25 protein-coding genes are annotated in these 26,206 nt (G+C 42.7%); 7 read left to right on the top strand and 18 right to left on the bottom strand.

The annotated features are described in order from the left end of the window. Window positions 1–31 precede the first annotated feature (31 nt). The 9 genes from pstB to D3H55_RS15640 form a co-directional block, all read right to left on the bottom strand. Window positions 32–859 (bottom strand): phosphate ABC transporter ATP-binding protein PstB, encoded by an 828-nt coding sequence (pstB, locus tag D3H55_RS15680; protein ID WP_119548266.1) that lies wholly within the window; start codon window positions 857–859, stop codon window positions 32–34. A 23-nt stretch (window positions 860–882) separates the two neighbouring features. Beyond that, a complete protein-coding gene (pstA, locus tag D3H55_RS15675) occupies window positions 883–1,767 on the bottom strand; it encodes a phosphate ABC transporter permease PstA (RefSeq protein WP_119548265.1) in 885 nt (294 codons plus the stop codon). A 1-nt stretch (window position 1,768) separates the two neighbouring features. Next, window positions 1,769–2,716: a phosphate ABC transporter permease subunit PstC gene (gene pstC / locus D3H55_RS15670; protein ID WP_119548264.1), complete on the bottom strand. Its 948-nt coding sequence runs from the start codon at window positions 2,714–2,716 to the stop codon at window positions 1,769–1,771. Window positions 2,717–2,840: 124 nt separating this feature from the next. Next, window positions 2,841–3,830 (bottom strand): PstS family phosphate ABC transporter substrate-binding protein, encoded by a 990-nt coding sequence (locus D3H55_RS15665; protein WP_119548263.1) that lies wholly within the window; start codon window positions 3,828–3,830, stop codon window positions 2,841–2,843. Window positions 3,831–4,051: 221 nt separating this feature from the next. Continuing rightward, window positions 4,052–6,217 carry a peptidoglycan D,D-transpeptidase FtsI family protein gene (locus D3H55_RS15660; RefSeq protein WP_119548313.1) on the bottom strand — a complete coding sequence of 722 codons (2,166 nt, stop codon included), beginning with the start codon at window positions 6,215–6,217 and terminating at the stop codon, window positions 4,052–4,054. A gap of 218 nt (window positions 6,218–6,435) precedes the next feature. After that, entirely contained in the window at window positions 6,436–7,653 is a 1,218-nt protein-coding gene (locus tag D3H55_RS15655; protein WP_119548262.1) for an MFS transporter, read from the bottom strand. A gap of 107 nt (window positions 7,654–7,760) precedes the next feature. Then, window positions 7,761–8,369: a superoxide dismutase SodA gene (gene sodA / locus D3H55_RS15650; RefSeq protein ID WP_119548261.1), complete on the bottom strand. Its 609-nt coding sequence runs from the start codon at window positions 8,367–8,369 to the stop codon at window positions 7,761–7,763. Window positions 8,370–8,593: 224 nt separating this feature from the next. Then, the gene (locus D3H55_RS15645; RefSeq protein WP_119548260.1) at window positions 8,594–9,073 is read right to left on the bottom strand and encodes a DUF456 domain-containing protein; all 480 of its coding nucleotides are present in this window, start codon (window positions 9,071–9,073) and stop codon (window positions 8,594–8,596) included. A gap of 190 nt (window positions 9,074–9,263) precedes the next feature. Then, window positions 9,264–10,877, bottom strand: coding sequence for a Na/Pi cotransporter family protein (locus tag D3H55_RS15640; protein WP_119548312.1), 1,614 nt, complete (start codon window positions 10,875–10,877; stop codon window positions 9,264–9,266). A gap of 257 nt (window positions 10,878–11,134) precedes the next feature. Here D3H55_RS15640 and D3H55_RS15635 point away from each other — a divergent pair, with 257 nt between their 5' ends. Next, window positions 11,135–11,902, top strand: coding sequence for a DUF1189 domain-containing protein (locus D3H55_RS15635; RefSeq protein WP_119548259.1), 768 nt, complete (start codon window positions 11,135–11,137; stop codon window positions 11,900–11,902). 49 nt (window positions 11,903–11,951) lie between these two features. Here the strand turns inward: D3H55_RS15635 and D3H55_RS15630 are convergent, their stop codons facing one another. Beyond that, window positions 11,952–13,718 (bottom strand): methyl-accepting chemotaxis protein, encoded by a 1,767-nt coding sequence (locus D3H55_RS15630; protein ID WP_240628606.1) that lies wholly within the window; start codon window positions 13,716–13,718, stop codon window positions 11,952–11,954. Between the two features lie 291 nt (window positions 13,719–14,009). Between D3H55_RS15630 and yqfZ the strand changes: the two genes are divergently transcribed. Continuing rightward, window positions 14,010–14,357 (top strand): protein YqfZ, encoded by a 348-nt coding sequence (gene yqfZ, locus D3H55_RS15625; protein WP_119548257.1) that lies wholly within the window; start codon window positions 14,010–14,012, stop codon window positions 14,355–14,357. 129 nt (window positions 14,358–14,486) lie between these two features. After that, window positions 14,487–15,599, top strand: a complete 1,113-nt coding sequence (gene ispG / locus D3H55_RS15620; protein WP_119548256.1) for a flavodoxin-dependent (E)-4-hydroxy-3-methylbut-2-enyl-diphosphate synthase — start codon at window positions 14,487–14,489, stop codon at window positions 15,597–15,599. A gap of 99 nt (window positions 15,600–15,698) precedes the next feature. On the opposite strand, the gene D3H55_RS15615 is transcribed toward ispG, so the two are convergent. Continuing rightward, window positions 15,699–16,100 carry a DUF4190 domain-containing protein gene (locus tag D3H55_RS15615; RefSeq protein WP_119548255.1) on the bottom strand — a complete coding sequence of 134 codons (402 nt, stop codon included), beginning with the start codon at window positions 16,098–16,100 and terminating at the stop codon, window positions 15,699–15,701. A gap of 170 nt (window positions 16,101–16,270) precedes the next feature. Between D3H55_RS15615 and D3H55_RS15610 the strand changes: the two genes are divergently transcribed. After that, on the top strand, window positions 16,271–16,840 hold the full coding sequence (locus D3H55_RS15610; protein ID WP_119548254.1) for a hypothetical protein: 570 nt from the start codon (window positions 16,271–16,273) through the stop codon (window positions 16,838–16,840). 95 nt (window positions 16,841–16,935) lie between these two features. Here the strand turns inward: D3H55_RS15610 and D3H55_RS15605 are convergent, their stop codons facing one another. From D3H55_RS15605 to D3H55_RS15595, 3 genes are read right to left on the bottom strand one after another with little or no spacing between them, the layout of a single operon-like run. After that, window positions 16,936–17,346 (bottom strand): Fur family transcriptional regulator, encoded by a 411-nt coding sequence (locus tag D3H55_RS15605; protein ID WP_119548253.1) that lies wholly within the window; start codon window positions 17,344–17,346, stop codon window positions 16,936–16,938. After that, window positions 17,343–18,206 (bottom strand): metal ABC transporter permease, encoded by an 864-nt coding sequence (locus D3H55_RS15600; RefSeq protein WP_119548252.1) that lies wholly within the window; start codon window positions 18,204–18,206, stop codon window positions 17,343–17,345. The genes D3H55_RS15605 and D3H55_RS15600 overlap by 4 nt, the downstream gene beginning before the upstream one ends. Then, entirely contained in the window at window positions 18,203–18,991 is a 789-nt protein-coding gene (locus D3H55_RS15595; RefSeq protein WP_119548251.1) for a metal ABC transporter ATP-binding protein, read from the bottom strand. The genes D3H55_RS15600 and D3H55_RS15595 overlap by 4 nt, the downstream gene beginning before the upstream one ends. A 349-nt stretch (window positions 18,992–19,340) precedes the next feature. On the opposite strand from D3H55_RS15595, the gene D3H55_RS15590 reads away from it, so the two are divergent. Next, entirely contained in the window at window positions 19,341–19,595 is a 255-nt protein-coding gene (locus D3H55_RS15590; RefSeq protein ID WP_119548250.1) for a DUF2624 domain-containing protein, read from the top strand. 45 nt (window positions 19,596–19,640) lie between these two features. Here the strand turns inward: D3H55_RS15590 and D3H55_RS15585 are convergent, their stop codons facing one another. Together D3H55_RS15585 and D3H55_RS15580 are read right to left on the bottom strand one after the other, a co-directional pair. Further along, entirely contained in the window at window positions 19,641–20,534 is an 894-nt protein-coding gene (locus D3H55_RS15585; RefSeq protein WP_119548249.1) for a deoxyribonuclease IV, read from the bottom strand. A 28-nt stretch (window positions 20,535–20,562) separates the two neighbouring features. Next, window positions 20,563–21,867, bottom strand: a complete 1,305-nt coding sequence (locus D3H55_RS15580; protein WP_119548248.1) for a DEAD/DEAH box helicase — start codon at window positions 21,865–21,867, stop codon at window positions 20,563–20,565. A gap of 450 nt (window positions 21,868–22,317) precedes the next feature. On the opposite strand from D3H55_RS15580, the gene vrrA reads away from it, so the two are divergent. After that, window positions 22,318–22,953 carry a VrrA/YqfQ family protein gene (vrrA, locus tag D3H55_RS15575; protein ID WP_119548247.1) on the top strand — a complete coding sequence of 212 codons (636 nt, stop codon included), beginning with the start codon at window positions 22,318–22,320 and terminating at the stop codon, window positions 22,951–22,953. A 196-nt stretch (window positions 22,954–23,149) separates the two neighbouring features. Beyond that, window positions 23,150–24,106 (top strand): 4-hydroxy-3-methylbut-2-enyl diphosphate reductase, encoded by a 957-nt coding sequence (locus tag D3H55_RS15570; RefSeq protein WP_119548246.1) that lies wholly within the window; start codon window positions 23,150–23,152, stop codon window positions 24,104–24,106. A 65-nt stretch (window positions 24,107–24,171) separates the two neighbouring features. Here D3H55_RS15570 and D3H55_RS15565 read toward each other — a convergent pair whose 3' ends face one another. After that, complete coding sequence (locus tag D3H55_RS15565; protein ID WP_119548245.1) at window positions 24,172–25,290, bottom strand: Nif3-like dinuclear metal center hexameric protein; 1,119 nt, start codon at window positions 25,288–25,290, stop codon at window positions 24,172–24,174. Continuing rightward, entirely contained in the window at window positions 25,268–25,990 is a 723-nt protein-coding gene (locus D3H55_RS15560; RefSeq protein WP_119548244.1) for a tRNA (adenine(22)-N(1))-methyltransferase, read from the bottom strand. Before D3H55_RS15560 ends, D3H55_RS15565 begins: the two co-directional genes overlap by 23 nt. Between the last annotated feature and the right edge of the window lie 216 nt (window positions 25,991–26,206).

Here is a 26,206-nt window from a genome sequence, read left to right as displayed (position 1 = left end):
TACCCCTCCGTATGTTCAAATTGACCAAATTTCAACCAAATCTTCCTGAGATATAATCTTCTGTTCTCTTATCACTAGGTGTAGAGAAAATTGTGTCTGTTTTGTCGAACTCGATGACCTCACCGTTCAAGAAGAATGCCGTCTTATCAGAAATACGTGCAGCCTGCTGCATGTTATGCGTTACAATGATGATGCTGTAGTCTTTTTTCAGGTCTTGTACCAGTTCTTCCACCTTTAAAGTAGAGATTGGATCAAGTGCCGAAGTCGGTTCATCCATAAGGATGACATCCGGTTCGATCGCAAGGCAGCGTGCAATGCACAAACGCTGCTGCTGACCGCCTGAGAGGCCGTAAGCATTTTCTTTTAAACGGTCTTTGACTTCATCCCAGATTGCTGCACCTCTAAGGCTTTTCTCCACTATCTCGTCAAGGACCTTTTTATTTTTGATGCCATGGATCCTTGGACCGTAAGCAACATTATCATAGATTGATTTTGGAAATGGATTCGGCTTTTGGAATACCATCCCGACTCTTGTCCTTAAATCTTCAACTGTAAATGATTTATTGAGTATGCTTTGGTTCCGGTAGGCAATATCCCCGGAAATACGGACTACAGGAATCAGTTCGACCATCCTGTTCAACGTTTTAATAAAAGTCGATTTACCGCACCCTGAAGGTCCGATGATGGCTGTGACTTCATTTTCATTAATCGCAAGGTTGATATTCTTCAATGCCTTATCTTCACCATACCAAAGATTAAGATCTTTCGTTTCGTAGACAATGTTTTGCTTTTGGCTTCTGTTTATATCGTCATTTAAAGTAACCTTGCTTTTTCTTTCATTATCAGATAGTACTGCCATTGTGAAAACCTCCCAAGATTAAATTAAAATCTCTTTTGAAATTTGTTTCTGATGATAATCGCGATTGAGTTCATAGCAAACAACACAATCAACAATACAACGATCGTAGCCGCCGCTAAAAAGGCATATTCATCTGTCAATGCAGAATCGACTGTCCAGTAATAAATCTGCATCGGCATAACCGTGAATTTATCGAAAACACCTTCAGGCAGAGGAATTAACAATGCCGGAATACCGATAACTACAAGTGGTGCCGTTTCACCAATTGCGCGTGATAGTGCAAGGATTACACCCGTCAGGATTCCCGGAATGGCAGTTGGCAGAACAATATTCTTGACGGTCTGCCACTTCGTCGCTCCCATTCCATATGATGCTTCTCTCAAAAATTGAGGAACAGCTCTTAAAGCTTCCTGGCTTGCCACAACAACGATAGGAAGAACGAGCAAGGACATGGTCAATCCACCAGCCAATACAATATTCCCCAGATCAGCCATGCGGACAAAAACAGTTAAACCAAGGATTCCGAAAACGACTGAAGGTACACCTGCAAGGTTACTGATATTGGTTTGGATGATGCTCTTCAGCTTGCCTTCTTTTGCATATTCTTCAAGATATATAGCTGTGCCGACGCCAAGGAACATCGTCACTGGCGCCACAACCAGCATGAGCCATAATGTCCCGAGAATGGCACCAAATATTCCGGCTTTTTCAGGATTCACAGAAAGTTTCCCGGAAAGGAAATTTAAATCGATCCAGCCAAGACTGTCGTTGACCACACGATAGATTAACGTGATCAAAACAGCTAATCCGAATAAAATGGATAATAAGAAAACCGCTTTGGCCAGCTTATTTTTGAATAAGCGCTGTCCCATATTTTTCTGTACTTGTTGTGCGTCTACATATTTCATATCAATATTCCTCCCTGAATCTACGAGAAATATATTGTGCAATCAAGTTCATTATTAATGTAAAAACAAATAGTGTCATAGCTACTGCGTAAAGACTGTAGTAAATAGTTGTTCCGGCTGCAGCTTCACCGCCGGTCACTTCTACGATATACGCCGTCATCGTCTGCATGGACTGGGTGATATCAAACGTGAAGTTCTTGTTGCTTCCAGAAGCAATCGTAACAATCATCGTTTCCCCAATCGCACGGGATATACCTAATACAAAGGAAGATATTATGCCGGAAATAGCAGCAGGAATTACTACTTTCCAAGTCACTTCGAGCTTTGTTGCACCAAGTGCCAGTGCTCCTTCTCTCATCGAGTTGGGTACAGAACTCATAGCATCCTCAGAAAGAGATGCCACCATCGGGATGATCATGATTCCCATTACTATTCCTGGACTGAGGATATTCGTGGGCTCAAGAGCAGGAATAAATGATCTTAATAGAGGAGTCACAAATGTGAATGCAAAGAATCCGTATACGATTGTCGGAATTCCCGCAAGGATTTCAAGAATAGGCTTAAGTGTTCTTCTTACTCTTTCAGTAGCATATTCACTCAGATATACAGCTGACATCAAGCCTATCGGAATTGCAACAAACATGGCTATGACAGAAGATATGATTGTTCCTGTCAGCAACGGCAGTACCCCAAACTGCGGTTCTCTTCCGATTGGATTTAATTCAGTCCCTGTAAAAAAGTCAAGAAAAGGAACATCCCTAAAGAAATTGACCGTTTCTGTCAATAAAGTAATGACAATTCCGATTGTCGTAAATATGGAAATTGCCGCTATGGCAAACAAAAATTTCGGAACGAATTTTTCCATGACAGAATTGATGTTCACAGTGCTCTTTTTTTCTTCAATCATCTCACGAACATTCAATTTATCCTGGGTTCCTAGATCCTTCATGATGATAACCCCTTTCATCCTTCATCCATGCAGGAATAAAATTCCTGTATATTATTAACACACAAGAAGATGAGAAGGATTTCACTTCTCATCTTCCGAGTTTTTCAGAAAATAACTCAATGAATTATTTAATTTCTTCTAACTTAGATAGGTTCTCTTCAATTGTTTCGTCTGAAAGTGGAGCAAAACCAGTTTCAGCAGCAACGTCTTGAGCATTGTTCATAATGTATTTAGCATAATCAAGAACTTGCGCCTTTTCCTTCGCCAAGTTCACATTCAAGTAAGTGAATACAGGGCGGGTAAATGGTGCATATGGTGCATCGTCAAGTCCGATGGTTTCAAGGCTTGGTTCAACCGGTCCGTTGCCAAAGTCTACTGCTACTGCACCTAGTTTATCTTTGTTGTTTTCATAGTAACCGTAACCGAAGAATGCAATGGCGTTCTTGTCTTTTGATACTAGGTCAACCAGAGTAGAGTACTCTTGCTGCAAGTTGATGCTGTCTACAAAGTCTTTTTCTTCCATGATTGTTTCGTACATGAATTCGTTGGTTCCATGGTTTTCATTTGGACCCATCGGCTTGATTTCTTCATCCGGCCATTCAGGGTTGATATCAGACCATTTAGTTACTCCGCCTTCAGCAAGGAAGATGTTCACTACTTCTTCTTGAGTCATTTCGGTTGCCCAGTCATTTTCAGGGTTGATGACGAAAGTCAAACCATCAAGAGCAACTTGGAATTCCATTGGATCTATACCAAGCTCTTCAGCTTGAGCTTTTTCTTCGTCCTTGATTTGTCGGGATGCATCGTTGAAGTCTGTTCCGCCTTCTTCAACTAAGAACTTCTTAAATCCTGCAGATGTACCTGCACGGCTTACTTCTACAGAAACATTTTCATTTTCAGTCATGTAATTCTCAGCCATTTGAGCCATGAACGGATATACTGTACCAGAACCGTCGATTACTACGCTTCCTTCGACTGAAGCTTCGTCTCCACCTTCAGCATTGTCTCCGCCATTGTTGGCAGTGTTGTTACCGTTGTTGGATCCGCAAGCAGCAGTGAACATTACTACAGCCGCCATTACTACTAATAGAAGCAGTCCTTTGAAGTTCTTCATTCCTAAATTCCCCCTAAAGCAAATTTTGTTTTTATCTTGCCTACGAGTAATAGAATAATAGAGAAGTGTTAATGCGGTTTTAATCGAATGTAAAGGTTTTGTAAATTCGACTTTTTTCTTGTTTATTTGACTAGTGAGCGGGCTATGGATTGCTCGGGTTGTACAACGATTGACATGAAAAACGGGACCTTCCACTTTTGGAAGGTCCCGTTTTTATTACATTATTCTTCTGTCGAGCTGTCGCCGCCATTTTCCTCGGCATTCTCTTCACGAGTTTCCTCCTGAAGCTGGGAGGCATCATCTACATTCTCTACCTTGCTTTCGACTTCTGATGAGTTCATGCCTTCCTTTTCACGTTTTTTCTTCAAATCATAATAGGCATCCATGATTTTTCTTGAGATGATTTTGTTGATATAAGGATCATCCTTTACATGCGACCAAGGAACAACTGTGGAAAACGCAACTTCAGGTTGACTATAAGGGGCATAGCCAATCAGTGTAGTGTTATAAGTATCATAATAATTTCCACTGACAGGATCCCTGTAACGGGCTTCAGCTGTTCCTGATTTACCAGCTGCGACATATGGGGCATCATGGAATTCCTTGGATGCAGTCCCGCTGGGATAATTATGGTACACCCTATAGAACCCGCCTTGAACATGCTCAATTTGATTCTGAGTCACATCTACTTTATTCATGATTTGAGGCTGTTTGACTGTTTCAACAGGGCCCATGCTTTCCTTTTCACCGCTGGGCTTTCGGATTTCCTTCAGGATATGCGGCTGGACCCGATAACCGTCATTCGCAATAGTTGAAACATATTGTGCCAACTGTAAAGGTGTATACGTATCAAACTGGCCGATGGCAAAGTCCATCATATTACCAGGCTGATCAAACGTTCCTTTATACCCATCTACTTCACCAGGCAAGTCAATTCCCGTTTTGACCCCAAGGCCGAATTGAGCGAAGTGATTTCTCATGGTATCAAGATCTTTTGCAGAACCGCTGATAGGGGCATCCCGCACATAGTACGGATTTCCGGCAATCCTCATAGCAACCTTCCACATGTATCCATTGGAAGATACCTCCAGGGCCTGCTGATCCGTCAATGTTCTACTCCCGCCATACCAGGATTTCTTTATAGGCGTATCTTTAATTTTAATTGGTTCATCGCGAATTACTTCACCTTGATTTAAAACACCCGTCATATAGCCGGTCAATACAGTCGCACCCTTTACAACCGAGCCCACTTCATAGAAGCTCGTATAAGTGCCGAGGGCATAATCTTCAATTCTGTATTCACCTGTATTTGGATCTTTGGCATATTTTTTGCCGACCATTGCCAAAACTTCTCCTGTGTTAGGATCCATCATAACGACAAAAGCGCGGTCTAAATATCTGGATTCTGACTTATGAACATTCTTCAGAAGCTCTTCTGTTACAATTTTCTCCACTTCCTGCTGAAGTTCCATATCAATGGTCAGGACGACATCTTTCCCGCGCTGACCTTCCTGGATCAATACTGATTCCAGTACGCTGCCGTCTTTCGTGATGTTCTTGATCTTTTCTTTCTGTCCTTTGAGGACATCCTCATATTGTAACTCAAGGTAGGTCTTTCCGACCCGGTCATTACGGTTATAATCCCTTGCTAAATAGTAATCTACCATTTCACTCGGAAGGCCTTCCCTTGAAGAGGATACATTACCCAGAATGGAGCGTAACGTTTTATCAAACACATAAGTTCTTTCCCAGTCTGTTGTAGTATTTACACCAGGCAGTTCGGAAAGATGTTCGCTCACCCTGGCGAACTCCTCCTGTGAAACTCCTTTATTCTTGACCATTTGCGGAGATAGAGCATATCCGCTGTTCATTTCCCGGAAAATGGCCAGGTCTTCCATATCCTGGTTTGTTAAGGACTCCAGGTCTTTTTCCGTTATTCTGTCCAGTGTTAGCTGATAAATTTTGGAGTTGATTTCGTCTTCGGAAAGGTCTTCATTGCTGCTGATTTTAGCTTTCTCTTTTTTCGAAACTTTTTCATCAGCCTCATCTTTGTTATTCAATATCCAATAATCTTTTTTGTCACGGTCCCTTACTGCATCTGTGTCCATTTCAATCAGTTGTGCAAGTTTGCGGGCAACATCCATTATTTCATCCGTTTTGGTAGACTGCGTCCGTGTATAAGTGATGGCGTTCATAGGGGTATTGTCGACAATGACATTCCCAACGCGATCATAGATCTTCCCTCTGGGAACACTGTTATTGACAAGCACATCTTCTGTTCTTTCGACTTCCCGTTTATATTCTTCCCCTGATACTATCTGCACCACACCAAGGCGCAGGATCAATAAAGAAAATAATAAAAAGACCGCAAAGAACAAGATGTTCATGCGAATGGGGACATGTGTCTTTTTCTTATTTTTGTTCTTTTTCAAGCTCTTCAAGTCCTTCCTATATATATATTCCTAGTAATGACAGAAACAATTCTCATACTCTTTATATTATAGAAAATAATGGCCTATTTCCACCCATAACATCTACTGGATACTAAATAAATATTTTCCATTTTAATAAGCGGGGAAGAAAGAATCTTCCCCGCTTAAGATGATCAAGTAGCAGAAAGGTTCACTTTCCGTATGAACAAGTAAATGAAGGTATGGCCCGAACCAAGGATCAGAAGCAATATGGGTATGCTCTTTTCCTGATTAAAGAATGTGATGGTGAATATGAATGCCAGAATGGAAACAATCCTGCCCATGTTGATGAAGATTTCTCTGACGACAATATATTCTATTCTCATTTCGGCAGCCTTCCATCCTTTCCCGATTACATCATAGGTCATGGATATATAGGGGACGAGCAGAAGCGGGTACGCAATCGCAATGGTACCGGCATATATCAGCAGCTTTCCGTAGGTTAAGTCGAAAACAATCAAAAAGATGGCCAGATACAATAATACACCCCCAGCCAATATCGATCTTTTTCGATACTCCTTCTTAATCAATCTTGATGTCAGGAAATAACCGACAAAAGCAATTCCAGAATTGATCAGTCCAAACTTACCGATGGCAAATTCACTTCCGGTACTGATGAATACGAAAACCGATATGATGAATACAAATGTACCCTCTCTCAGCCCCTGGAAGAAGTGCGCATTTGTTATCAGACGCCAGTTTTCGTCATTTTTTCTTTCTTTAAGTATCCTCATGAAGAAATATCTGCCGTGTGCAGGTCGCCTCTTAAGAAAGAAACTTAAAATCACAGCCAGTGAAAACAAGCCGAGGGAAAGTCCGAAAACAATCGTATACCCCTGGTATGAAGTAAATCTTGAAATGATATACCCCGCCAGAATAGGGCCGACCATACCTCCCGCGGAAGTAAGCGTCCCTAGAAATCCATTAAAAAAATCCCTTGTCTCCGGCTCAGTAATCTCAAAGGTGAGTACATTGAACGCCAGCCAATAAAAGCCGTAACCGATTCCCAGCAATGCACCCAATATTACTAGATTGCTTCCGGCATTCTCACCAAAAAACAAAACCGATAAATAGAAACATGCCAAAAAGATGACCCCTATCCTCAAAACGATGACCCTGTCAATTTTCTTCGCCCACCTTCCCGCCAATATAAAGGTCAGCGGCTGAAAAATGACAACTGTCAAGTTATAGATGCCGAGGTCCAGATACTCGCCTGACTGCTTCCATAAATAAATATTCACAAAGGTGTTGGATAAAGCTACACTCATTGAATATAAGCCGCCTATCAACAATAGGAACACAATGTCTTTTTTTAATTCGATATCGCCTAAAAGCCTGTTAAACCTTATCATTTTAATACTCCCCTTTTTCGTACACTTATTTTTTGAAAAAGGGGGGCAAGTTATACCCATTAAAAAAAGAAGGTCCCGGAATTGGGACCTTCTTCCTTACATACGTATTATTTTGCTGCGCTGTAGCGCTTGGAAACCTCATCCCAGTTAACTACATTCCAGAATGCATTGATGTAGTCAGGACGGCGGTTTTGGTAGTTAAGGTAGTAAGCATGCTCCCAAACATCAAGGCCAAGGACAGGCGTCTTGCCATCCATCAGTGGAGAGTCCTGGTTAAGCGTGCTTGTTACTTCAAGCTCACCGTTGTTTACAACCAGCCAAGCCCAGCCGGAACCGAACCGGCCTGCTGCTGCTGCTGCGAATTCTTCTTTGAATTTTTCAAAGCTGCCGAATTTGCTCTCGATTGCGCTCGCAAGTTCACCATCAGGGTTTCCGCCGCCATTTGGAGACAGGATTGTCCAGAATAATGAGTGGTTGGCATGTCCCCCTCCATTATTGCGGACCGCAGTGCGGGCGCCTTCTGGAACAGCATCAAGGTTTGCCACTACTTCTTCTACAGATTTGCTGAGAAGTTCGTCATTCCCCTGAAGTGCATCATTCAATTTTGTTACGTAAGCGTTATGGTGCTTCGTATGGTGGATATTCATCGTTTCCTTGTCGATATGAGGTTCTAATGCATCGTAAGCATACGGTAGTTGCGGTAATTCAAATGCCATGATTATATTCCTCCCTATGTAATATTTGGAATCGTTGAACGATTCCACTGTATTCATTTTTAAGATTACCAAATTTAGCTTATTCCTTCAAACGAAACGCTCGTCTGGAGAAAAAGTTTGATGACAACATTATCATCACCAAAATGAACGTTTCTATTCCTGAACGGTATATACACCTTTTCCCTTATCCGCCCTAAGTGAAACCCACTAACTCCCTTGGCAGCCTATATGACGATGAAAAAATAAATGACCATTATGATTTGAATAAGGCCTTTAGTTAAAGCGCTTGAGATAAATCCAACAAGCGAACCGGCACCAACTTTCAATGACTGCTTAAACCCTGTCCGGTTTACGGCCATTTCCCCCAGCACTGCTCCAAGAAACGGACCGGCAAGGATGCCGATGACGGGAATCACAAAAGGTCCGATCAATAAACCGATTGTACTTCCCCAGATTCCCGCTTTGGAACCGCCGTATTTTTTGATTCCAATAAGGTTAGCGGCGTAATCTGCACCAAATAACAAAATGACGAACAACCCCTGGATGCTCCAAAACAGCAAGCTGAATGGCTCAAAGGTGAAAAACACTCCATAAAGGAGAAATGCCCCCAATAGGACCAGCACGCTTGGAATAATCGGATAAACCAGCCCGATAAAAGAAGCTGCTATCAAAATAATAATAATCCCCCAGTAAACAATCTCCATTTTCTCTCTCCTCCATTCATTTTAAAAATCACTAAAACCGTAATTTTTCATATCCCCCCGCAGCCGCGGGAACGGATTTTTACTTTCTTGTACATAAGGTACTTCAAATAAGCCTCTTTTGAGGTTATAAAAAATGCAAAAAAGGACTGACCGTGAGACTAATGCCCCAGGTCAGTCCTATTATACCTTATCAATCGTTATTTTCACCAAGCACTGCTTCCGCAATATTAACAGCATGATCTCCAATACGCTCCAAGTTGCTGATGATATCAACGAATACAATCCCCGCCTGGCCCGAGCAAAGCCCTTCGTTTAGGCGCAGTATATGTTTCTTGCGCAGTTTACGTTCCATTTTATCGATCATATCTTCTTTCTCTGCCACTTCGCGGGCAAGTTCATGATCATTATTATCCAATGAGGAAACAGCCTTTTTCACCGTTTCAATTGTCAATTCAAACATTCCATCCAGGTCAGCCATTGCATCCTCAGTGACCTTAACTTTGTTCGCTTGCTGATACTCTACAAGCTCAAGAATATTTTCAAAATGGTCACCTATACGCTCAATATCCCTGACTGTATCCATCAGGATTGAATGCTTCTCTGATTCAGCTTCCGTCAAAGACACAGAAGAGACATCGACTAAGTAATTTGTAATCTTCTTATCAAGATTATTGATTGCATCTTCGATTTGGTACGCTACATCAGAATGCTTATTTTGCTTTGTTTTAAGGAAACAAAGCGACTCTTCCATACCCTTCACGGCAAATTCACCCATTCGGAGGACTTCTTCTTTTGCTTGTCCCAATGCAATGGAAGGTGACTGCTCAATGAACATGGGATCAAGATGTTTTGCTTTATAATCCACCAGGGCATCCTCTCCAGGAATCAGCTTGGTTACAACAAGTGCAAGCAGACCTATGAAAGGGAACTGAATGATTGTATTAGTCAAGTTGAAGGTACCGTGAGCAAATGCAATCGTCATTTCAGGATTAAGATTGAAGACTTCCTGAAGAAATGAGACCAGCCTGTGATAAATCGGCAGGATGATCAGAAAGATCGTCGTTCCGATCAGATTAAACAATACATGTGTTGCAGCAGCTCTGCGCGCAGCTACGGATGCACCGATAGCAGCCAGCACCGCTGTAATCGTCGTACCGATATTATCGCCAAACAGAATTGGCAATGAAGCATTGATGTCGACAAGCCCTTCAGAATATAATCCCTGAAGAATACCAATTGTAGCAGAAGAGCTTTGTACAATCACCGTGAACACTGTACCGATAACGACTCCGAGAATCGGGTTTGAACTCATGCTGACAGTCAGATCATGGAAAGCTTCCAATGATCTCAACGGCTTCATTCCGCCGCTCATTAATTCCAGACCATAGAAAAGGCCGCCAAACCCAAATACAATTTGTCCAAGGTATTGGACTTTTTTATTTTTAAAGAAGAATAACATCACTGCACCGACTGCAATGATAGGAAGTGCATATTCTCCAAGATCGATTCCAATGATGAAGGCTGTAACAGTCGTTCCAATATTGGCACCCATGATGACACCAATCGCCTGCCGAAGTGTCATGAATCCTGCACTCACCAGACCAACCGTAATGACGGTCGTACCACTGCTCGATTGAATCAGGACGGTTACAATAACACCAGCAAGAACACCCATGAATGGATTGGTCGTGAATCTATCAAGGATATCCCGTAAACGGTCACCTGCAGACTTCTGCAATCCGTCTCCAAGATACTTGATTCCAAAAAGGAAAATTCCAAGACCGCCAAAAAATTGAAATAACATTTCCTGCCAATTTAATTCCAAAAGATTTCAACCCCTAAAAATAAGATTTCGACATTAAACAACAAAAACCCCTTTCAATTATTAAGGCATATTCATTCTAATGTAAAGTCTTTTTTAAAATTTTTTAATTTACCCTTTTTTCTAAAACAGTAAACCTTAATTCCTTACTATTTCTTACTGATAATCCTCTTGAAGTTTAAGCCGCTGCAAGCCTAAAATGAGAAAGGAACAAATAAATTAGGGAGCGTAATAAGCTGATGAATATATTCAAACAGTTATACAAAAGTCTGTATTCTCCCAAGGATATAGCTTCTTTCCGGCATCAAGGAATCGGCAGGACGATTTTATACATTTTTCTCCTGGTACTAGTGTCTATCCTGCCGGCCGCTTATAATCTTGCAATATTTGCTAACGATGCTATAGACAGAAGCATTGAAACAGTGGAAAAAGACCTGCCGTCCTTTACTATAGAAGATGGAACACTTACTTCAGAAACACAAGAGCCACTGGTAATTGACCAAGGTGCGCTGACTTTTGTATTCGACAGTACAGGGTCATTTCCACCTTCCAAGCTTAGTGAGGAAATGAATGCTGCTGCACTTTTGAAGGATGAATTTGCCATAGCGGCCGCCGGGCAAGTCCAAAGCTATCCTTATGCCATGTTCAATGGATTGCATGCTGATAACACTGATATATCAAGCTTCCTATCTTCACTGGATTCTTATAAGGGTATTATCCTGGCTGTTTTCCTGGCCATTCTGTACCTTTTATCAGCCGGCATAACGTTCATCAAAGTCAGCATCTTTGCACTTATCGGCAGGCTGTATGCCAATGTGCTGAACAGAAAACTTGCATACAGGCATTCCTGGAGAATAACGGCCTACAGTGTAACGCTTTCAACCATCTTTTTCACTATTATGGAAGGGCTAAACACTTTTATTCCTGCCAGTTTTTTTCTTGATTGGATTGTCACTTCGATCGTCCTGTACCTGGCCGTCAAAGAAATACCGCAAAGCGAAAATTGAACTCAGTAAAAAAAGGAGACCTGCTAATTGTCCGCAGGTCTCCTTTCTATTACTTGACGGTGAATTTTTTTGTTAAGGAAGCAAGTGACTCTGATAAAGTCTGCAGTTTCGTTCCAATTTGGTGTGTCGTCTCCATTTCAATGATTTGTAAACCGCTTGTGGAAAGCATTTCCTCCGTGCTTGCCAGTGTTTCTTGTGATACGGATGAAAAGCTCTCAGCTGCTAGTTCCAATTGAGGAAGTTCGACTCTCAGCTCATGCAGTGCTTCCTGCATCTTTCCAAGGTTGATGCTCACAGTGTCCACCTCATGCATTAGTTCTTCAAAAGAAAGGCCAGCCTCACTCGCTGTAATCAGGTTGCCTTTAATCTTAAGAAGCATTTCATCGAATTCCTCTGAAGCTCTAATGGTTATATCTTCCATCTCAGCTATCGAGCCGGTTATATCTTCTGCAGCTATGGCAGATTGGTCAGCAAGCTTTCTTACTTCTTCAGCAACGACTGCAAACCCTTTACCCGACTCTCCAGCTCGTGCCGCTTCGATAGCTGCGTTGAGGGCAAGCAGCTTTGTTTGTTCCGCTACCCCTTTGATGAGTCCTACCAGATTTGCTATCGAGAAGGCATGGTTCCTGACTTCCTGTACAGTTGAAGCCATATGCCCAAATTCACTTTCAAACGAGTGAATGGCTTTAATTAAATCACTATTGGTTCTCTCCCCCTTTTTGGCGGAGACGTTCATGTCCATTGAACTCTTCTGAACCGCATCCATGCTGGCATTCAAAAGACTTACTTTCTGATTCATCGTGATGAAGCCGTCGACACTTTGTTCAGAGCTGCTTGCTGTCTGGCGTGCTCCATATTTAACAACATTGATTGCTTCCACCAGTTCCCTGCTGTAGGTCAGTGCTCCTGAAGAAGAATCAGCCAGCCTGTTACCGGTTGCCTCAAGTTCACCTGTTGTGTCGTTCAGCTCGTTTATAACTCCACGCATTTGCCCGATCATCATGTTAAAGCTTTTCTCCAGAGATTGGATTTCAGGAAGATTCGTCTTGATGCCGGACGTTCCATTTAAACGCCCTTCCCGCACTTCTCTCATCACGTTCTGAAGCAGGACGAGCGGCTTAGTGAATGTACGGACAAACAGTGTAATCACAGCAGTCGAAACCGCCAGGCTGACCAGGATGGTGATAAAGGTGAACATGGCCATATCATTAACCGGCCCCAAATAAGATTTTTGCGGCACAGCCAATATGTACCGTCCGCTGATTTCATCTATTTTAGAAATAGACAAAGTGTATCCTTCTCCATTGATGCTTGTATGCAACACTGCTTTAGTTTCCTGACCCATTTTTGCAGCCTGGTCTTTTGAAAATGTAAGATTTGCACCGGAACTCACTTTAAATGGAATGACCTCTTTATCCTTCAGATAATAAATTTCTGACTCTATCCCATCCGCTTTCAACTTTTCTTTCTGATCCTTGATACTGCTTTCGAGCTGCTGAAAGAAGTATTCATCGTCACTGACATAAAGGAATTTAAGGTTTTCAGCTACAGATGATATTAAATCGGCTTCACGGCCCAGCCTGTTTTCTATTGTATTCACTGTTGCTTCCTTCGCTTTAATATAGGAGCTGGCGCCCACTAAAATAATCGAGATAGTGGACAAGAATATGAATAATGCCAGCAGCCTGTTCTGCAAGCTGACTTTAGAAAGGAAACTGTTCCACTTAGCTTGTCCCTTTCCATTTTTCCTGCTCTTTTTTCTCAAAGTTATCCATTCAGATATTTTTTTGAAATTCTTTTCTAATGTCTGTCTCAACCTTAATTCCTCCTGCAAAAAATCCGTCTGCCTATTCCAGACAAATTCACTCATAGTTCGACTTCATACCTATTTCATTTTCACAGATAAGTATTAAGGGAATGTAAAGGGTTTGTAATAGTTGTATAAAATTGGCGATGCTTCTCATATTATCCAGGTGCCTGATGCATCATCCGACAAATGAAGAACCTCGCTTAAACCGATTAGTAGTAGGAAACAACACTATCAGTGCCGAATACTAAGATAAGCATGTTTATCAATTCATACATTGATTAATCGGGGGCGGCGCATTTGAAAAGGTTGTATGTTTTTTTACTGTTTATGATCATTACCTACAGTATATATTATGATTTAAAAGCAGGTACACTGCCCAGGTCTGAAGAAGCTGCCGTTACAGTCAATGTTAATGAACAACAGCCCCTGGAAATTACTCCTGAGGAAACAAATGAAAGCAAAATTGATTTTGTGACGGTTGAAATAAAATCGGGCGATACCATCTTATCAATAATGGAAGAAGCACTGGATGGACCACTTCCTGTTTCGATTGATCAATTAATAGAGGATTTCAAATTTCTCAATGAAGGACAATCCCCCCATGAAATACAGGTCGGGAAGGATTACAAACTCCCCGTCTATTGACTCTGCCTGAAAACAGCTTTTGCCAGCATCTATTTCTTGTCAATTCCAAGCAAACATTGTTACAATACTTTCGTACGCTTATATTTTGTTTCACTAAAAATGAAATTTTCCAAAAGGAGCGAATGACCCTTGAGTGAAATAATCCATCGTTCTAAAACTCGTCCCGTCAAAGTCGGCAACCTGACAATCGGCGGCAACGATGAGCTTATTATACAAAGTATGACAACGACAAAGACGCATGATGTTGAGGCGACTGTCAAAGAAATCCACCGCCTGGAAGAAGCAGGATGCCAAGTCGTCCGTGTCGCTTGTCCTGATGAAAGAGCAGCGAACGCGATCGCTGATATTAAAAAACAGATCAACATCCCGCTGGTTGTTGATATCCACTTTGATTACAAACTGGCTTTGAAAGCAATTGAAGGCGGAGCTGATAAAATCCGGATCAACCCTGGCAACATCGGCCGAAGGGAAAAAGTAGAAGCGGTTGTAAAAGCGGCGAAAGAAAAAGGGATTCCGATCCGCATCGGGGTTAATGCTGGAAGCCTTGAGAGAAAGATCATCCAGAAATACGGTTATCCTACAGCAGACGGAATGGTTGAAAGTGCCCTTCACCATATCAAAATCCTTGAGGACCTTGATTTCCATGATATCATCGTCTCCATGAAAGCATCAGATGTTAACCTTGCTATCGAAGCGTATACCAAGGCAGCCCAGACATTTGATTATCCGCTTCATTTAGGAATTACAGAATCCGGCACCCTGTTTGCGGGCACAGTCAAAAGCGCGGCAGGTCTTGGTGCACTGCTCAGCAAAGGAATCGGAAATACTCTCAGGATCTCCTTGAGTGCAGACCCTGTCGAAGAAGTGAAGGTTGCCAGGGAATTGCTTAAGTCATTTGGGCTTGCTTCCAATGCGGCTACTTTGATCTCGTGCCCAACCTGCGGAAGAATCGAAATCGATTTAATCAGTATCGCCAATGAGGTTGAGGAGTATATCTCCAAAATCAAAGCCCCTATCAAAGTTGCCGTACTTGGCTGTGCGGTAAACGGACCCGGGGAAGCTAGAGAGGCGGACATTGGAATAGCAGGTGCACGCGGAGAGGGCCTTCTATTCCGTCACGGAAAGACAGTCAGAAAAGTTCCGGAAGAAACTATGGTCGAAGAACTAAAGAAGGAAATCGATATTCTTGCTGAAGAGCATTACAGAAAACAGAGGGAAGAAGAAGAAAAGCAGGAAGTGTAAGAAAAGCTGTATAAGGCTTACGGAAAAGAGCATGGCTGAAAATCAGCCATGCTCTTTTCCTTGCTGCCGGGATGCTCCCAATCCCGGCATTACAATTGGTTAGAAAAACGGCAGGACGAAGATCCCGACGATGATGGAGACTGCTCCTATGCCGATGGCCCAGGCTCCCAGTGCATCCGATCCTCTGCGTCTGGCTACAAAACCCAGCACTATTCCCGCTGCCCCGAAGAGGACAGGTACGATGAAGAGCGACAAAATCGAAAGTGCTAAAGCTGCATATCCCAGAATCCTTCCTGATGTACTGGTTTCTTCAACCGCATCCCTTTCAAAATCGCTTCCGAGTGCCATTGGAGTTGTAAGCTCTGCTGCAGTTTCCTCGTTATACTTGTCGCGAACCACTTCAACTTCCGGATTGTCATTTACATTGATATAGTCATTATAGATGTCTATATTTTGAAGATCTTGATTAACGCTGTCATTTTTGCGTCTCTCATTATCCATTTTACAATCCCTCGCTTTCGGTGTTCAGGAGCATTTATTATTGTTTGTCAAAGTCTTGTTTTTACATATGCTAATGATTGTCAATATTGAATAATGGGTAGAGGATTAACCTATTATTAGCAGGAATATGGTACACTTTGACTTGTAGCAAAACTGAAGGAGATGTACATATGAAGAAAAGATTTGGTATAGATATTGATGGCACGGTGACATGCCCGACCTCTCTTCTTCCTTATATCAATAAGGAGTTTAACTTGAGTTTGACGTTAAACGACATTACAAAGTACGAGCTTACCGAAGTATTGGATATCACCCCGGAGGTGTTTGGAGAGTGGTTCAAGAACACTGAGGGGACAATCTACAAGGAATCACCATTGGCTGAAGGAGCAAAACCTGTGCTGGATGATTGGAAGGATCACCATGAACTTTATTTTATCAGTGCCCGTCCATCACACTTACTGGAACTGACAAAAGATTGGTTCAACTATCAGGATCTCCTGTATCACCACATCGAGCTGATTGGATCGCATGATAAAGTTTCAACTGCGCAGAAATATAACGTGGATATCTTCTTCGAAGACAAGCATGACAATGCGGTCATGATTCATGAAGAACTGAACATCCCTGTCATCCTTTTCAATACTCCCTATAATCAGGACGCGGTTCCAGAAGGGGTCATCAGGGTCAATGACTGGCAGGGTGCCCAAAAATGGGTGGATGATTGGTTGAAAACATTTTAAATCGATGAAAAAAAGCCGGAAGACACCAGTCTCCGGCTTTTATAGATATAAAATGCATCCAATTGTTTTTGATAAGTGAACGAACGAGCTGAGTCTCAACTGCATTCGGGACATTTTCCATAGATTTCAAACTTATGCCCTGAAATATCATAGCCATTCAAGCTCTCCTGAAGAGCCTCCATTGGACAAGTATTGATCGCCTTTGTCTTTCCGCAATCCATACAAATAAAATGATGGTGATGATGATTACTTGAGCACGTAAATCTAAAATGCTTTTCTCCGGAAAGGTCTGTTTCTTCCAGGATCTCAAGATCAACAAACATGGAAAGATTCCTGTAGATGGTATCAAAACTTAAACCCGGATAGTCATCCTTCATATTTTCGAGAACTTCTTTAGCGGTCAGATACCGGTCAGAGTGTGAGAACAGTTCCAGCATCTGCTCCCGTTTCCCGGTATGCTTATACCCTTTCTCCTTCATCAACATCAAAGCTTCATCCAGTTTCATACATTCACCCCGTCCTTTCTCACAGCTGTATTTGAAGAGATTTTTTTGTATAAGATGGTCAAAAGCAGAATGACAATGGCAGAAAGAACGATTGTCCCACCCGGGGCTAAATCAAGATAGTATGCCGAAATCAAGCCGGTGATTACCGCCAATTCACCGAATAGCAGTGAAAACCCGATAGTCTGCTTGAATCCCCGGGCTACCCTGATGCTAGCTGCAACAGGAAGTGTCATCAAAGAGGAAACAAGCAGAATACCGACAATCCTCATTGAAGCTGCAATGACCAATGCCACCATGACCATGAAGATGAAGTGAATCATTTTGGCTGAAATCCCCGAGGCCTTCGCATATTCTTCATCGAACGATAGCAGAAATAATTCTTTATATAGAAAGATGATGATGGCAATGACAATGACAGCAACAGCTGCTATTAAATATAGGTCAGTCCGGCTGACAGCACTGACGCTTCCAAAAAGATAGCTGAATAAATCTGTATTGAATCCATCGGCCAGAGAAATGAAAATGACCCCGATTCCTATCCCGCCTGATAATATGATAGGGATGGCAAGTTCCTGGTAATGCTTATAGAGACTTCTCAACCGCTCAATAAACAATGACCCAGTTACAGAAAAGGCCATTCCCAGATAAAGGGGATTCAATCCTCCCAGAGCGCTGACATTCTTGCTTAAAAATAAGCTTGCGGCGATTCCTGACAGGGTAACATGGCTTAAGGCATCGGCAATGAGGGATAACCGCCTGACCACAATAAAAGCACCGATAAGCGGCGCTACAATACCAATCAGGATACCGGTCAGAAATGCATTCTGTAAAAATTCATAATTAAGCAATGCTTCAATCATCTTTCCACCTCCTCATGCCCGTGATTGTGATCATGGTGCAGAAGCTGAACATCATGTCCATATATGCCTGATAGATCACTTTCCTTCATATGCTCAAACTCTTCGGTATTTCCATGGAAATGAAGCTGCTTATTCAAACATGCCACATGTGTGACTTTACTAGAAATCGTTCCAATATCATGTGTAACAAGCAATAACGTGATATCCAGGTCCTTGTTCAGGTGTTCCAGCATCTCGTAGAATGCCTGAACATTCCTGCTGTCCACACCTACTGTAGGCTCATCCAATATCAGGACATCCGGCTCGCTCACCAAAGCCCGTGCAATGAATACCCTCTGCTGCTGGCCGCCTGAAAGTTCCCCGATATTGCGGTTGGAAAATGCGGACATCCCGACAGATTCAATTGCTCTTTCAATATTTCCTGAATGTTTTTTCCCGATCATCTTGAACAACCCGACTTTCTTCGTCAGGCCGCTTGATACAACTTCCCTTACTGTAGCTGGGAATCCCGTATTGAAAGAATTGGCTTTTTGGGAAACATACCCTATTCTATCCCAATCCTTAAATTTTTGATGAGGCTGGCCAAAAAGGTTGATTTCACCCTGATTTGACTTCAAGAGCCCAAGGATGAGTTTCAAAAGAGTCGATTTTCCAGAGCCATTTGGTCCCACGATCCCCAGAAAAGCTCCTTTTGGAACCTTCAGATTGATATCCTCCAGCACAACTTCTTTATCATAGCGAAAGCTTAAATGATTTATTTCAATAACAGATTTGTTGTTCTCCATAAAAAATCCCTTCCATAAGAACCATTCCGATTTAATATAAGAAGTATACAGGATGACGAATTTAATGTAAACCTGGAAATCTTGAATGTGAAGAAATGGTATTAAACATGCTGCACTAGAATTTCATTAAAGTCTCCTTCGTAAACTTTGTTGCTATTTAATATCTATTTCAAATCCTATCCTGGTAATGCACCGTAAAAAAAAACTGGAGTACAGAGGAAGGATCCGGCATTGGGGTTCTTTCTGAACACAGCAATACATAAGCTCATTAAAAGACCGGGCCCATTCTGTTTTTGTTGTCACATTCGCTTTGTCCCCCTCATATGTATCCTATGAGGAGTGATGAGCGATGAAGTTATTGCAAAATGTGGTAAACCATAAAATCAATAATATTACCGGCGATGAGTTATTGGGATATGGAAAGCAGTTCAAGGTGAAAATCAATCCAGAACAAGCTGAAAAAATTGCAGGTTACTTAAGAGGGAAAAACATTAACGTCTTCAATCCTTCAGAACGAAGCAAAGTGATCAAGGAAATTGCCAAGATTGCTGGACCATCCACGGCAAAAGAGGTCAATAAGATATTCACTAAATTCACAAGCTGAAAACAAAACGAGGGTTTCTCATTTGAGAAGCCCTCGGTTGTTTTATTATGATCCCTGGATTTTCGTCAAAAGATCTTCGTCCCAGGTTTTGCTCCTCAGCATTTCTATCTCAAACTTATACGGAGCTTTCTTGTTCTTCTTGTCTTCACCGACAAAAGGCGTTTCAAGTATCTTCGGAACATCTTCAAGCTGCGGGTGATGAACGATTTTCGATAGAGCATCGAAACCGATATGGCCGAATCCGATGTTTTCATGCCTGTCTTTAGAGGCCCCGCGTACATTCTTACTGTCATTGATATGAAGTACTTTCAAACGGTCGATGCCTATGATACGGTCGAATTCATCAAGTACACCATCGAAGTCATTCACGATATCATAACCGGCATCATGAGTATGGCATGTATCGAAACAAACCGACAAGCGGTCATTATGTTCTACACCTTCCATGATCATGGCCAGCTCCTCAAATGACCTTCCGCATTCAGAACCTTTTCCTGCCATCGTCTCAAGGGCAATCTGTACTGCCTGGTCTTTAACCAGGACCTCATTCAACCCTTCGATGATTTTTTTGATTCCCGCTTCAGCCCCTGCACCCACATGGGCACCAGGATGGAGGACAATCTGTTTAGCTCCGAGCGCTGCAGTCCTCTCGATCTCAGACTGAAGGAAATTGACCCCCAGTTCGAATGTCGCTGGATTCGTCGTGTTGCCGATGTTAATGATGTATGGTGCATGAACGACAATATCATCAATGCCATTTTCTTTCATATGAAGAAGACCCTGCTCGATATTCAAGTCCTCAATTTTCTTTCTTCTTGTATTTTGGGGAGCACCGGTATAAATCATGAACGTATTAGCTCCATATGCTGCTGCTTCTTCACTTGAACCAAGCAGCATTTTCTTCCCGCTCATGGAAACATGTGATCCTAGCTTTACCATCTGTATCCAACTCCCTTGCATTCAAAAATCAGGAATTATTTCGTCTCTTTACTCTTCTTTCACGTTTCTTTATTTGATCCATTTTATATTTCATTTTTTTCTTATACCCTGGCTTGACCTTCTTAGGCTTACGGACAAGCGACTTTGCTTTCTGGTCGATATCATCCTCAGCCTTCTGGCGGTTTTTACGCTTATTGCGGTCGGCGAGCTCTTTCCATTCCCCGCGGATAAGATCCTGGTTTTCAAACGTGATGCCCATCTTCTCCAGCTGATTCAATGCATCCTCATCTGAAGGCTCATAAATCGTAACGGCTATGCCTGAATGGCCTGCCCTTGCCGTCCTTCCCGTCCTGTGAATGTAAAAATCAAGTTCTCCCGGGATTTCATAGTTGATGACATGGCTGACCCCTTCAATATCAATTCCTCTAGCAGCCAGGTCTGTAGCAACAATATACTGATACTCCAATGACCTGATCTGTTTCATCATTTTCTTTCTTTCACGAGGAGACAGATCTCCATGGATCCTTCCAACCTTCATGCCCTTACTCAGTAGATAATCAGCCACTTCATCCGCTTTCACCTTTGTATTAGTGAAGACGATGGCCAAATAAGGATTAAGAGAAGAGAGAGCCTCATGAAGGAGGGTTTCTTTGTTCCGGCTCTTTCTTGGAAGCAGTATATGTTTGATGTTCTTCGCGGAAATGTGTTCAGGTTCCACATGTGCATACTGCGGGTTCTCCATGTATTTTTTCAGGAAAGGCTTTAATTTCTCAGGGATTGTCGCTGAAAAGACAAGGATTTGAAGTCTTTCAGGCATCCTTCCTGCAATTTGATCGACATCATAAATGAATCCCATATCGAGCATCAGGTCGGCTTCATCCACTACAAGGATCCCCGCCTTGTGAACAAGCAATGCTCCTTCTTTTACCAGATCATTTATCCTTCCAGGCGTGCCCACCACGATTTGCGGCTGGGTCTTTAATTTATCAATCATTCTCTGCTTGTCTGTGCCGCCGATATAACAGCGTGAAGTGATCCCCTCTTCGCCGGTGATTTTCAGGATTTCCTGATAAATCTGCTGAGCTAGTTCCCTCGTAGGCGCTGTGATCACGGCTTGTACCACTTGAGCATCCCTGTCAATCTTATTCAGGATCGGCAGGAGATAGGAGTGTGTCTTTCCGGTTCCCGTCTGGGACTGGCCGATTGCACTCTCCCCTTTGTTGATCATTGGAATCATTTTTTTCTGGATTTCGGTTGGTTCAAAAAAGCCCAGTTTCTCAATAGCATTATTGATAAATGGCTGAAAATCATATTGTTCAAATTGATTTCCCATTATATCACTCCTTCATCTTGCATTTTTGTTTGAGGCTTTACTCGGATAAATTGCTGACATCGAAAATATTCTTAAAGACCGGTCCATGGGTAATAGCAGCAAAGTTCACCAAAACAGCCTTATTTGAAGAGATTATCTTTGATTTCCCTCTTTGTTTATTCATACAGTCTTGTTCGTTAGCCCTTGGAAAATAGAGAATAAAAATCGGCAAGATACTGCCTTCCTTATATAACAATACCGTTTTTTCCCGTAAATTCAAAATAAAGCTGCATAATTTGACAAATCAATACTTCTCAGACAAAATTTCATCTCTTCATTATAATAAACAATTTTTAAAAGTTCTAGCAGATAGACAAAATAAATAAATTCCGCATTTTCCTTAGACGTTTTGCCTCAATTTGCATATTGTATTATTAGAACCTATGAGCGTAAGCGGAAAGGAGGCCAATAATGCCGCCAAGACAACAGATGCCTTACAACCCCAATTATTTCGGTCAACAGCCTTTTCAGCCGATGGGAGGCATGAGAGGACCGGGTCCTGCAGGATTCGGAGGGATGAGACCGGGTGGTATGCAAGGGAATTTCCAGGGAGGAGCTGGCCGGAGATCAGGAGGGCTGCTTTCCAAGATCCTGAACAGGGGCAGCTCTGCACAGACAGCTGCCAGCCAATTCAATCCACTTCAAGGAGCTGCAGGTTTTCAACGGTCTGCCCAAACCGGTGGGGGATCGTTTCTGAAAAACCTCATGAATCCCGGATCGATCAACGGCTTTCTGAACAATACCCAGTCTGTATTAAAAACCGCCCAGCAGGTTGGCCCGATGTTTCAGCAGGTCCAGCAATACGGACCGCTGGTCAAAAACCTGCCAGCGATGTGGAAGCTTTACAGAGGCCTGAGTGCAGCCGAAACAGAAGAAGAGGACATAAGTGAAGCAGCACAAGATGAAAAAAAAGAAAAAAATGAAGAAAGTTCAGAATCGAGACCTCACAAGAAGAAACCAAGTATAAAGCAAAACAAGTCCACTACTGAGGAGAGGCCAAAGAAATCCCGGAATCCCGGCGGTTCTCAGCCAAAATTATATGTCTGATCAACGCTCTCACCCGAGGGCGTTTTTTCATTGGACAGAAGCATTATAAAAAGTTCCTCTATATTCTTGTGAAAATCTTTGCTAATATGGTATTCGCCTGCAGTAATGATTCTTTGTCATCAACTCCAATCTACTTTATAATGAAGCTGTAGGTACAAGTAAACATCCGACTTTATACACAGGAGGATTTCTAAATATGAAAGTAAAAAAAATTACGCCGAGAGGCTATTGTTATGGTGTCGTTGACGCAATGGTGATTGCGCGAAACGCTGCCTTAGATAAATCCCTGCCAAGGCCGATTTACATCCTTGGAATGATCGTCCACAATAAACATGTGACGGATGCCTTTGAAGAAGAAGGCATCATTACATTGGATGGAAAGAACCGGAAAGAGATATTGGATCAGGTAAATGAAGGCACAGTTATCTTTACCGCACACGGAGTTTCCCCTGCAGTGAAGAAGCTGGCGAAAGATAAAGGCCTGGTCACTCTGGATGCTACATGCCCGGATGTCACAAGGACACATGAACTGATCAGGGAAAAAGAAGCCGAAGGCTTTGATGTCATTTATATCGGAAAGAAAGGCCACCCTGAACCTGAAGGTGCCGTAGGTGTGGCTCCGGAAATCGTACATTTGGTGGAAACAATGGAAGATGTCGACAAGCTTGACATCAAGAATGAAAGAATCATTGTGACCAACCAGACAACCATGAGTCAATGGGATGTAGCTGATGTCATGGAAAAAGTGAAGGAAAGGTACCCTCACGCAGAAGCACATAAAGAGATCTGCCTTGCTACACAGGTAAGGCAGGAAGCTGTTGCAGAACAAGCAGGCGAGGCAGATGTCCTTATAGTGGTAGGAGATCCGAAAAGCAATAACTCCAACCGTCTTGCGCAGGTTTCGGAAGAAGTTGCCGGAACAAAGGCTTATCGCATAGCGGATATCAGCGAACTTGAGGTTGACTGGATCAGGGATGCAGAGCTCGTTGCAGTGACGGCTGGGGCTTCGACACCTACCCCGATTGTAAAAGAAGTAATGAACTTTATCACGCAGTTCGAGCCTGAAAACGAAGACACCTGGACAAGGGAAAAGAAAGTCCCTTTAAACAAGATCCTTCCAAAGGTAAAAAAACCAAAATCAGTTGCAGAGTAAAGCAAAAAGAAGGCATTCATCTCGAATGCCTTCTTTTTTGAATCTGTTTCAGAAACTATATTGCCTTATAAAAAGGTAAAAGGATCAGTATTGACTTCAGATACAAGGTATTCCACATCCAAACCCTTTTCCCGGCTCTTTTCAGCCATCCACCTTGCCACTCCCTCTTTCATTACCTTCTCAATATGATGGCCTGCATCCACAACATTAAGTCCCAGCATCATTGCATCGTGAGCGGTGTGATAATACAAATCTCCCGTTACGAATGCATCCGCACCACTGAATTTGGCAGTATGAATGAATTTATTTCCATCCCCGCCAAGCACCGCCACTTTTTGGATGGAATCCGTCAGTGCACCGGTTACACGGACATTGGAAACATTCAGCTTTTCTTTTACATAGAGGGCAAATTCTTTGAGGGACATAGGTGAGGAAAGTTTCCCGATCCTGCCCAGCCCCAAGGTCTCTCCGTCATTTTCAAGCGGCAGGATATCATAAGCTGCTTCTTCATACGGATGGCTTTCAACCATGGCTTTCAGTATCTTTTTTTCCACCTTATCCGGATAAATCGTCTCTACCTTCACTTCAGCTGCTGCTTCCAGCTTCCCTTTTTCACCAATATACGGGTCTGTCCCTTCTCCAGGAAGGAACCTGCCAGTTCCTTTGCTTGTAAAAGTACAATGGCTATAGTTACCTATATGGCCAGCACCCGCATCCCCCATCGCCTTTCTGACTTTATCGGCGGCTTCTTCTGGGACAAATACCGCAAGCTTCTTAAGCTTTTCTTTAAAGGTAGGCAGCAAAAGCCTGGTTTCCTTAAGTTCCAGTGCCTCAGCCAGTAAGTCATTCACCCCGCCTCTGGCGACATCCAGGTTTGTATGCGCTGCGTAGACTGAGATATCATTCTTAATAAGTTTCTCGATCATCCTGCCTTGGACAGTATCCGTCTTTAATGTTTTTAAAGGCCGAAACAAAGGCGGATGGTGTGCAATGATCAACTTCACGCCTTTATCCACTGCTTCATCCACTACTTCCTCAAGGACATCCAGGGTAACCATCACCTTATCGACCTTTTGATTCAGACGTCCAATTTGCAGCCCGATTGGATCCCCATCTTCCGCCAGCTCTTTGGGGGCCAGCGTTTCGAATAGATTTATGATTTCATGTCCGTTTACCTTTTTCATCAAATACCTCCTCAACAATGTCAATTTTCTTTAGAACCTGAGCCTTTCTCTCTCTCAGTCCCGGAGAGTCCCCTGCCTCTTTCATCTTCTCGATGATGTTCCTCCACTGTTTCAGCTCCTGCTCCCATTTTTGCTGAAAAACAGGGCTGTTTTCTTTAAGGAGAAATGGGCCAAGGAGAAATTCCCGTTCGAATTGATTATAAGGGGTCTTCGGATTTCCTCTGTCAGCAGCCAGAATTTCATAGATCTTATTATCTTCTTCCAAAATCTTCTCTGCTTTAAGCTCCCATCCATTCTCGAAGAGCCATTTCCGTATGGCCGCAGCTCCTACATTCGGCTGAAGGATTAGCCTGCTGACGCCGCCAAGTTTATCCTTGCCGTTTTCCAAAATGCTTGCGATCAATGCGCCCCCCATTCCGGCAATCGTGATGCAATCCGCTTCATTTTGGTTCAGGACCTCCAAGCCATCTCCTTTTCTAACAGAAATGACATCTTCCAACAGTGAATACTTCACCTGTTTCACCGCCGATTGATACGGCCCCTCTGCAACCTCCCCAGCAATGCCGGAAACAGCGATCCCTTTGTCCACAGCATAACAGGGAAGGTAAGCATGGTCTGAACCAATGTCGGCGATTCTGGAGCCTTCAGGGATGAACGAAACAACCGTTTCTAGTCTTTTGGATAATTTATCTGCATTCATGTTTTCACCTTTTTGTATGTATTTGGTATTCAGCAGCCTTTTTTGAGGCTGTAATCACATTCATCGTACCTTACACAAAAATCCCAAGAGTCGGATTCTCACCTGTATTCCAAAGTTTACCTCTCGAAAAAGCAATAGCAGCAAAGGTTACGAAAAGATCCTTTTTGTGATGGAGAGCTCGTTATCATGTTTCTCATTCTAACCAAGTTTCCCCGC

Origin of the sequence: Bacillus salacetis (assembly GCF_003581585.1) — a bacterium.
Taxonomy (GTDB): Bacteria; Bacillota; Bacilli; order Bacillales; family Bacillaceae_B; genus Rossellomorea; species Rossellomorea salacetis.
The sequence above is the reverse complement of the archived record's forward strand: the minus strand, read 5'-3'. Positions and strand labels throughout refer to the sequence as shown.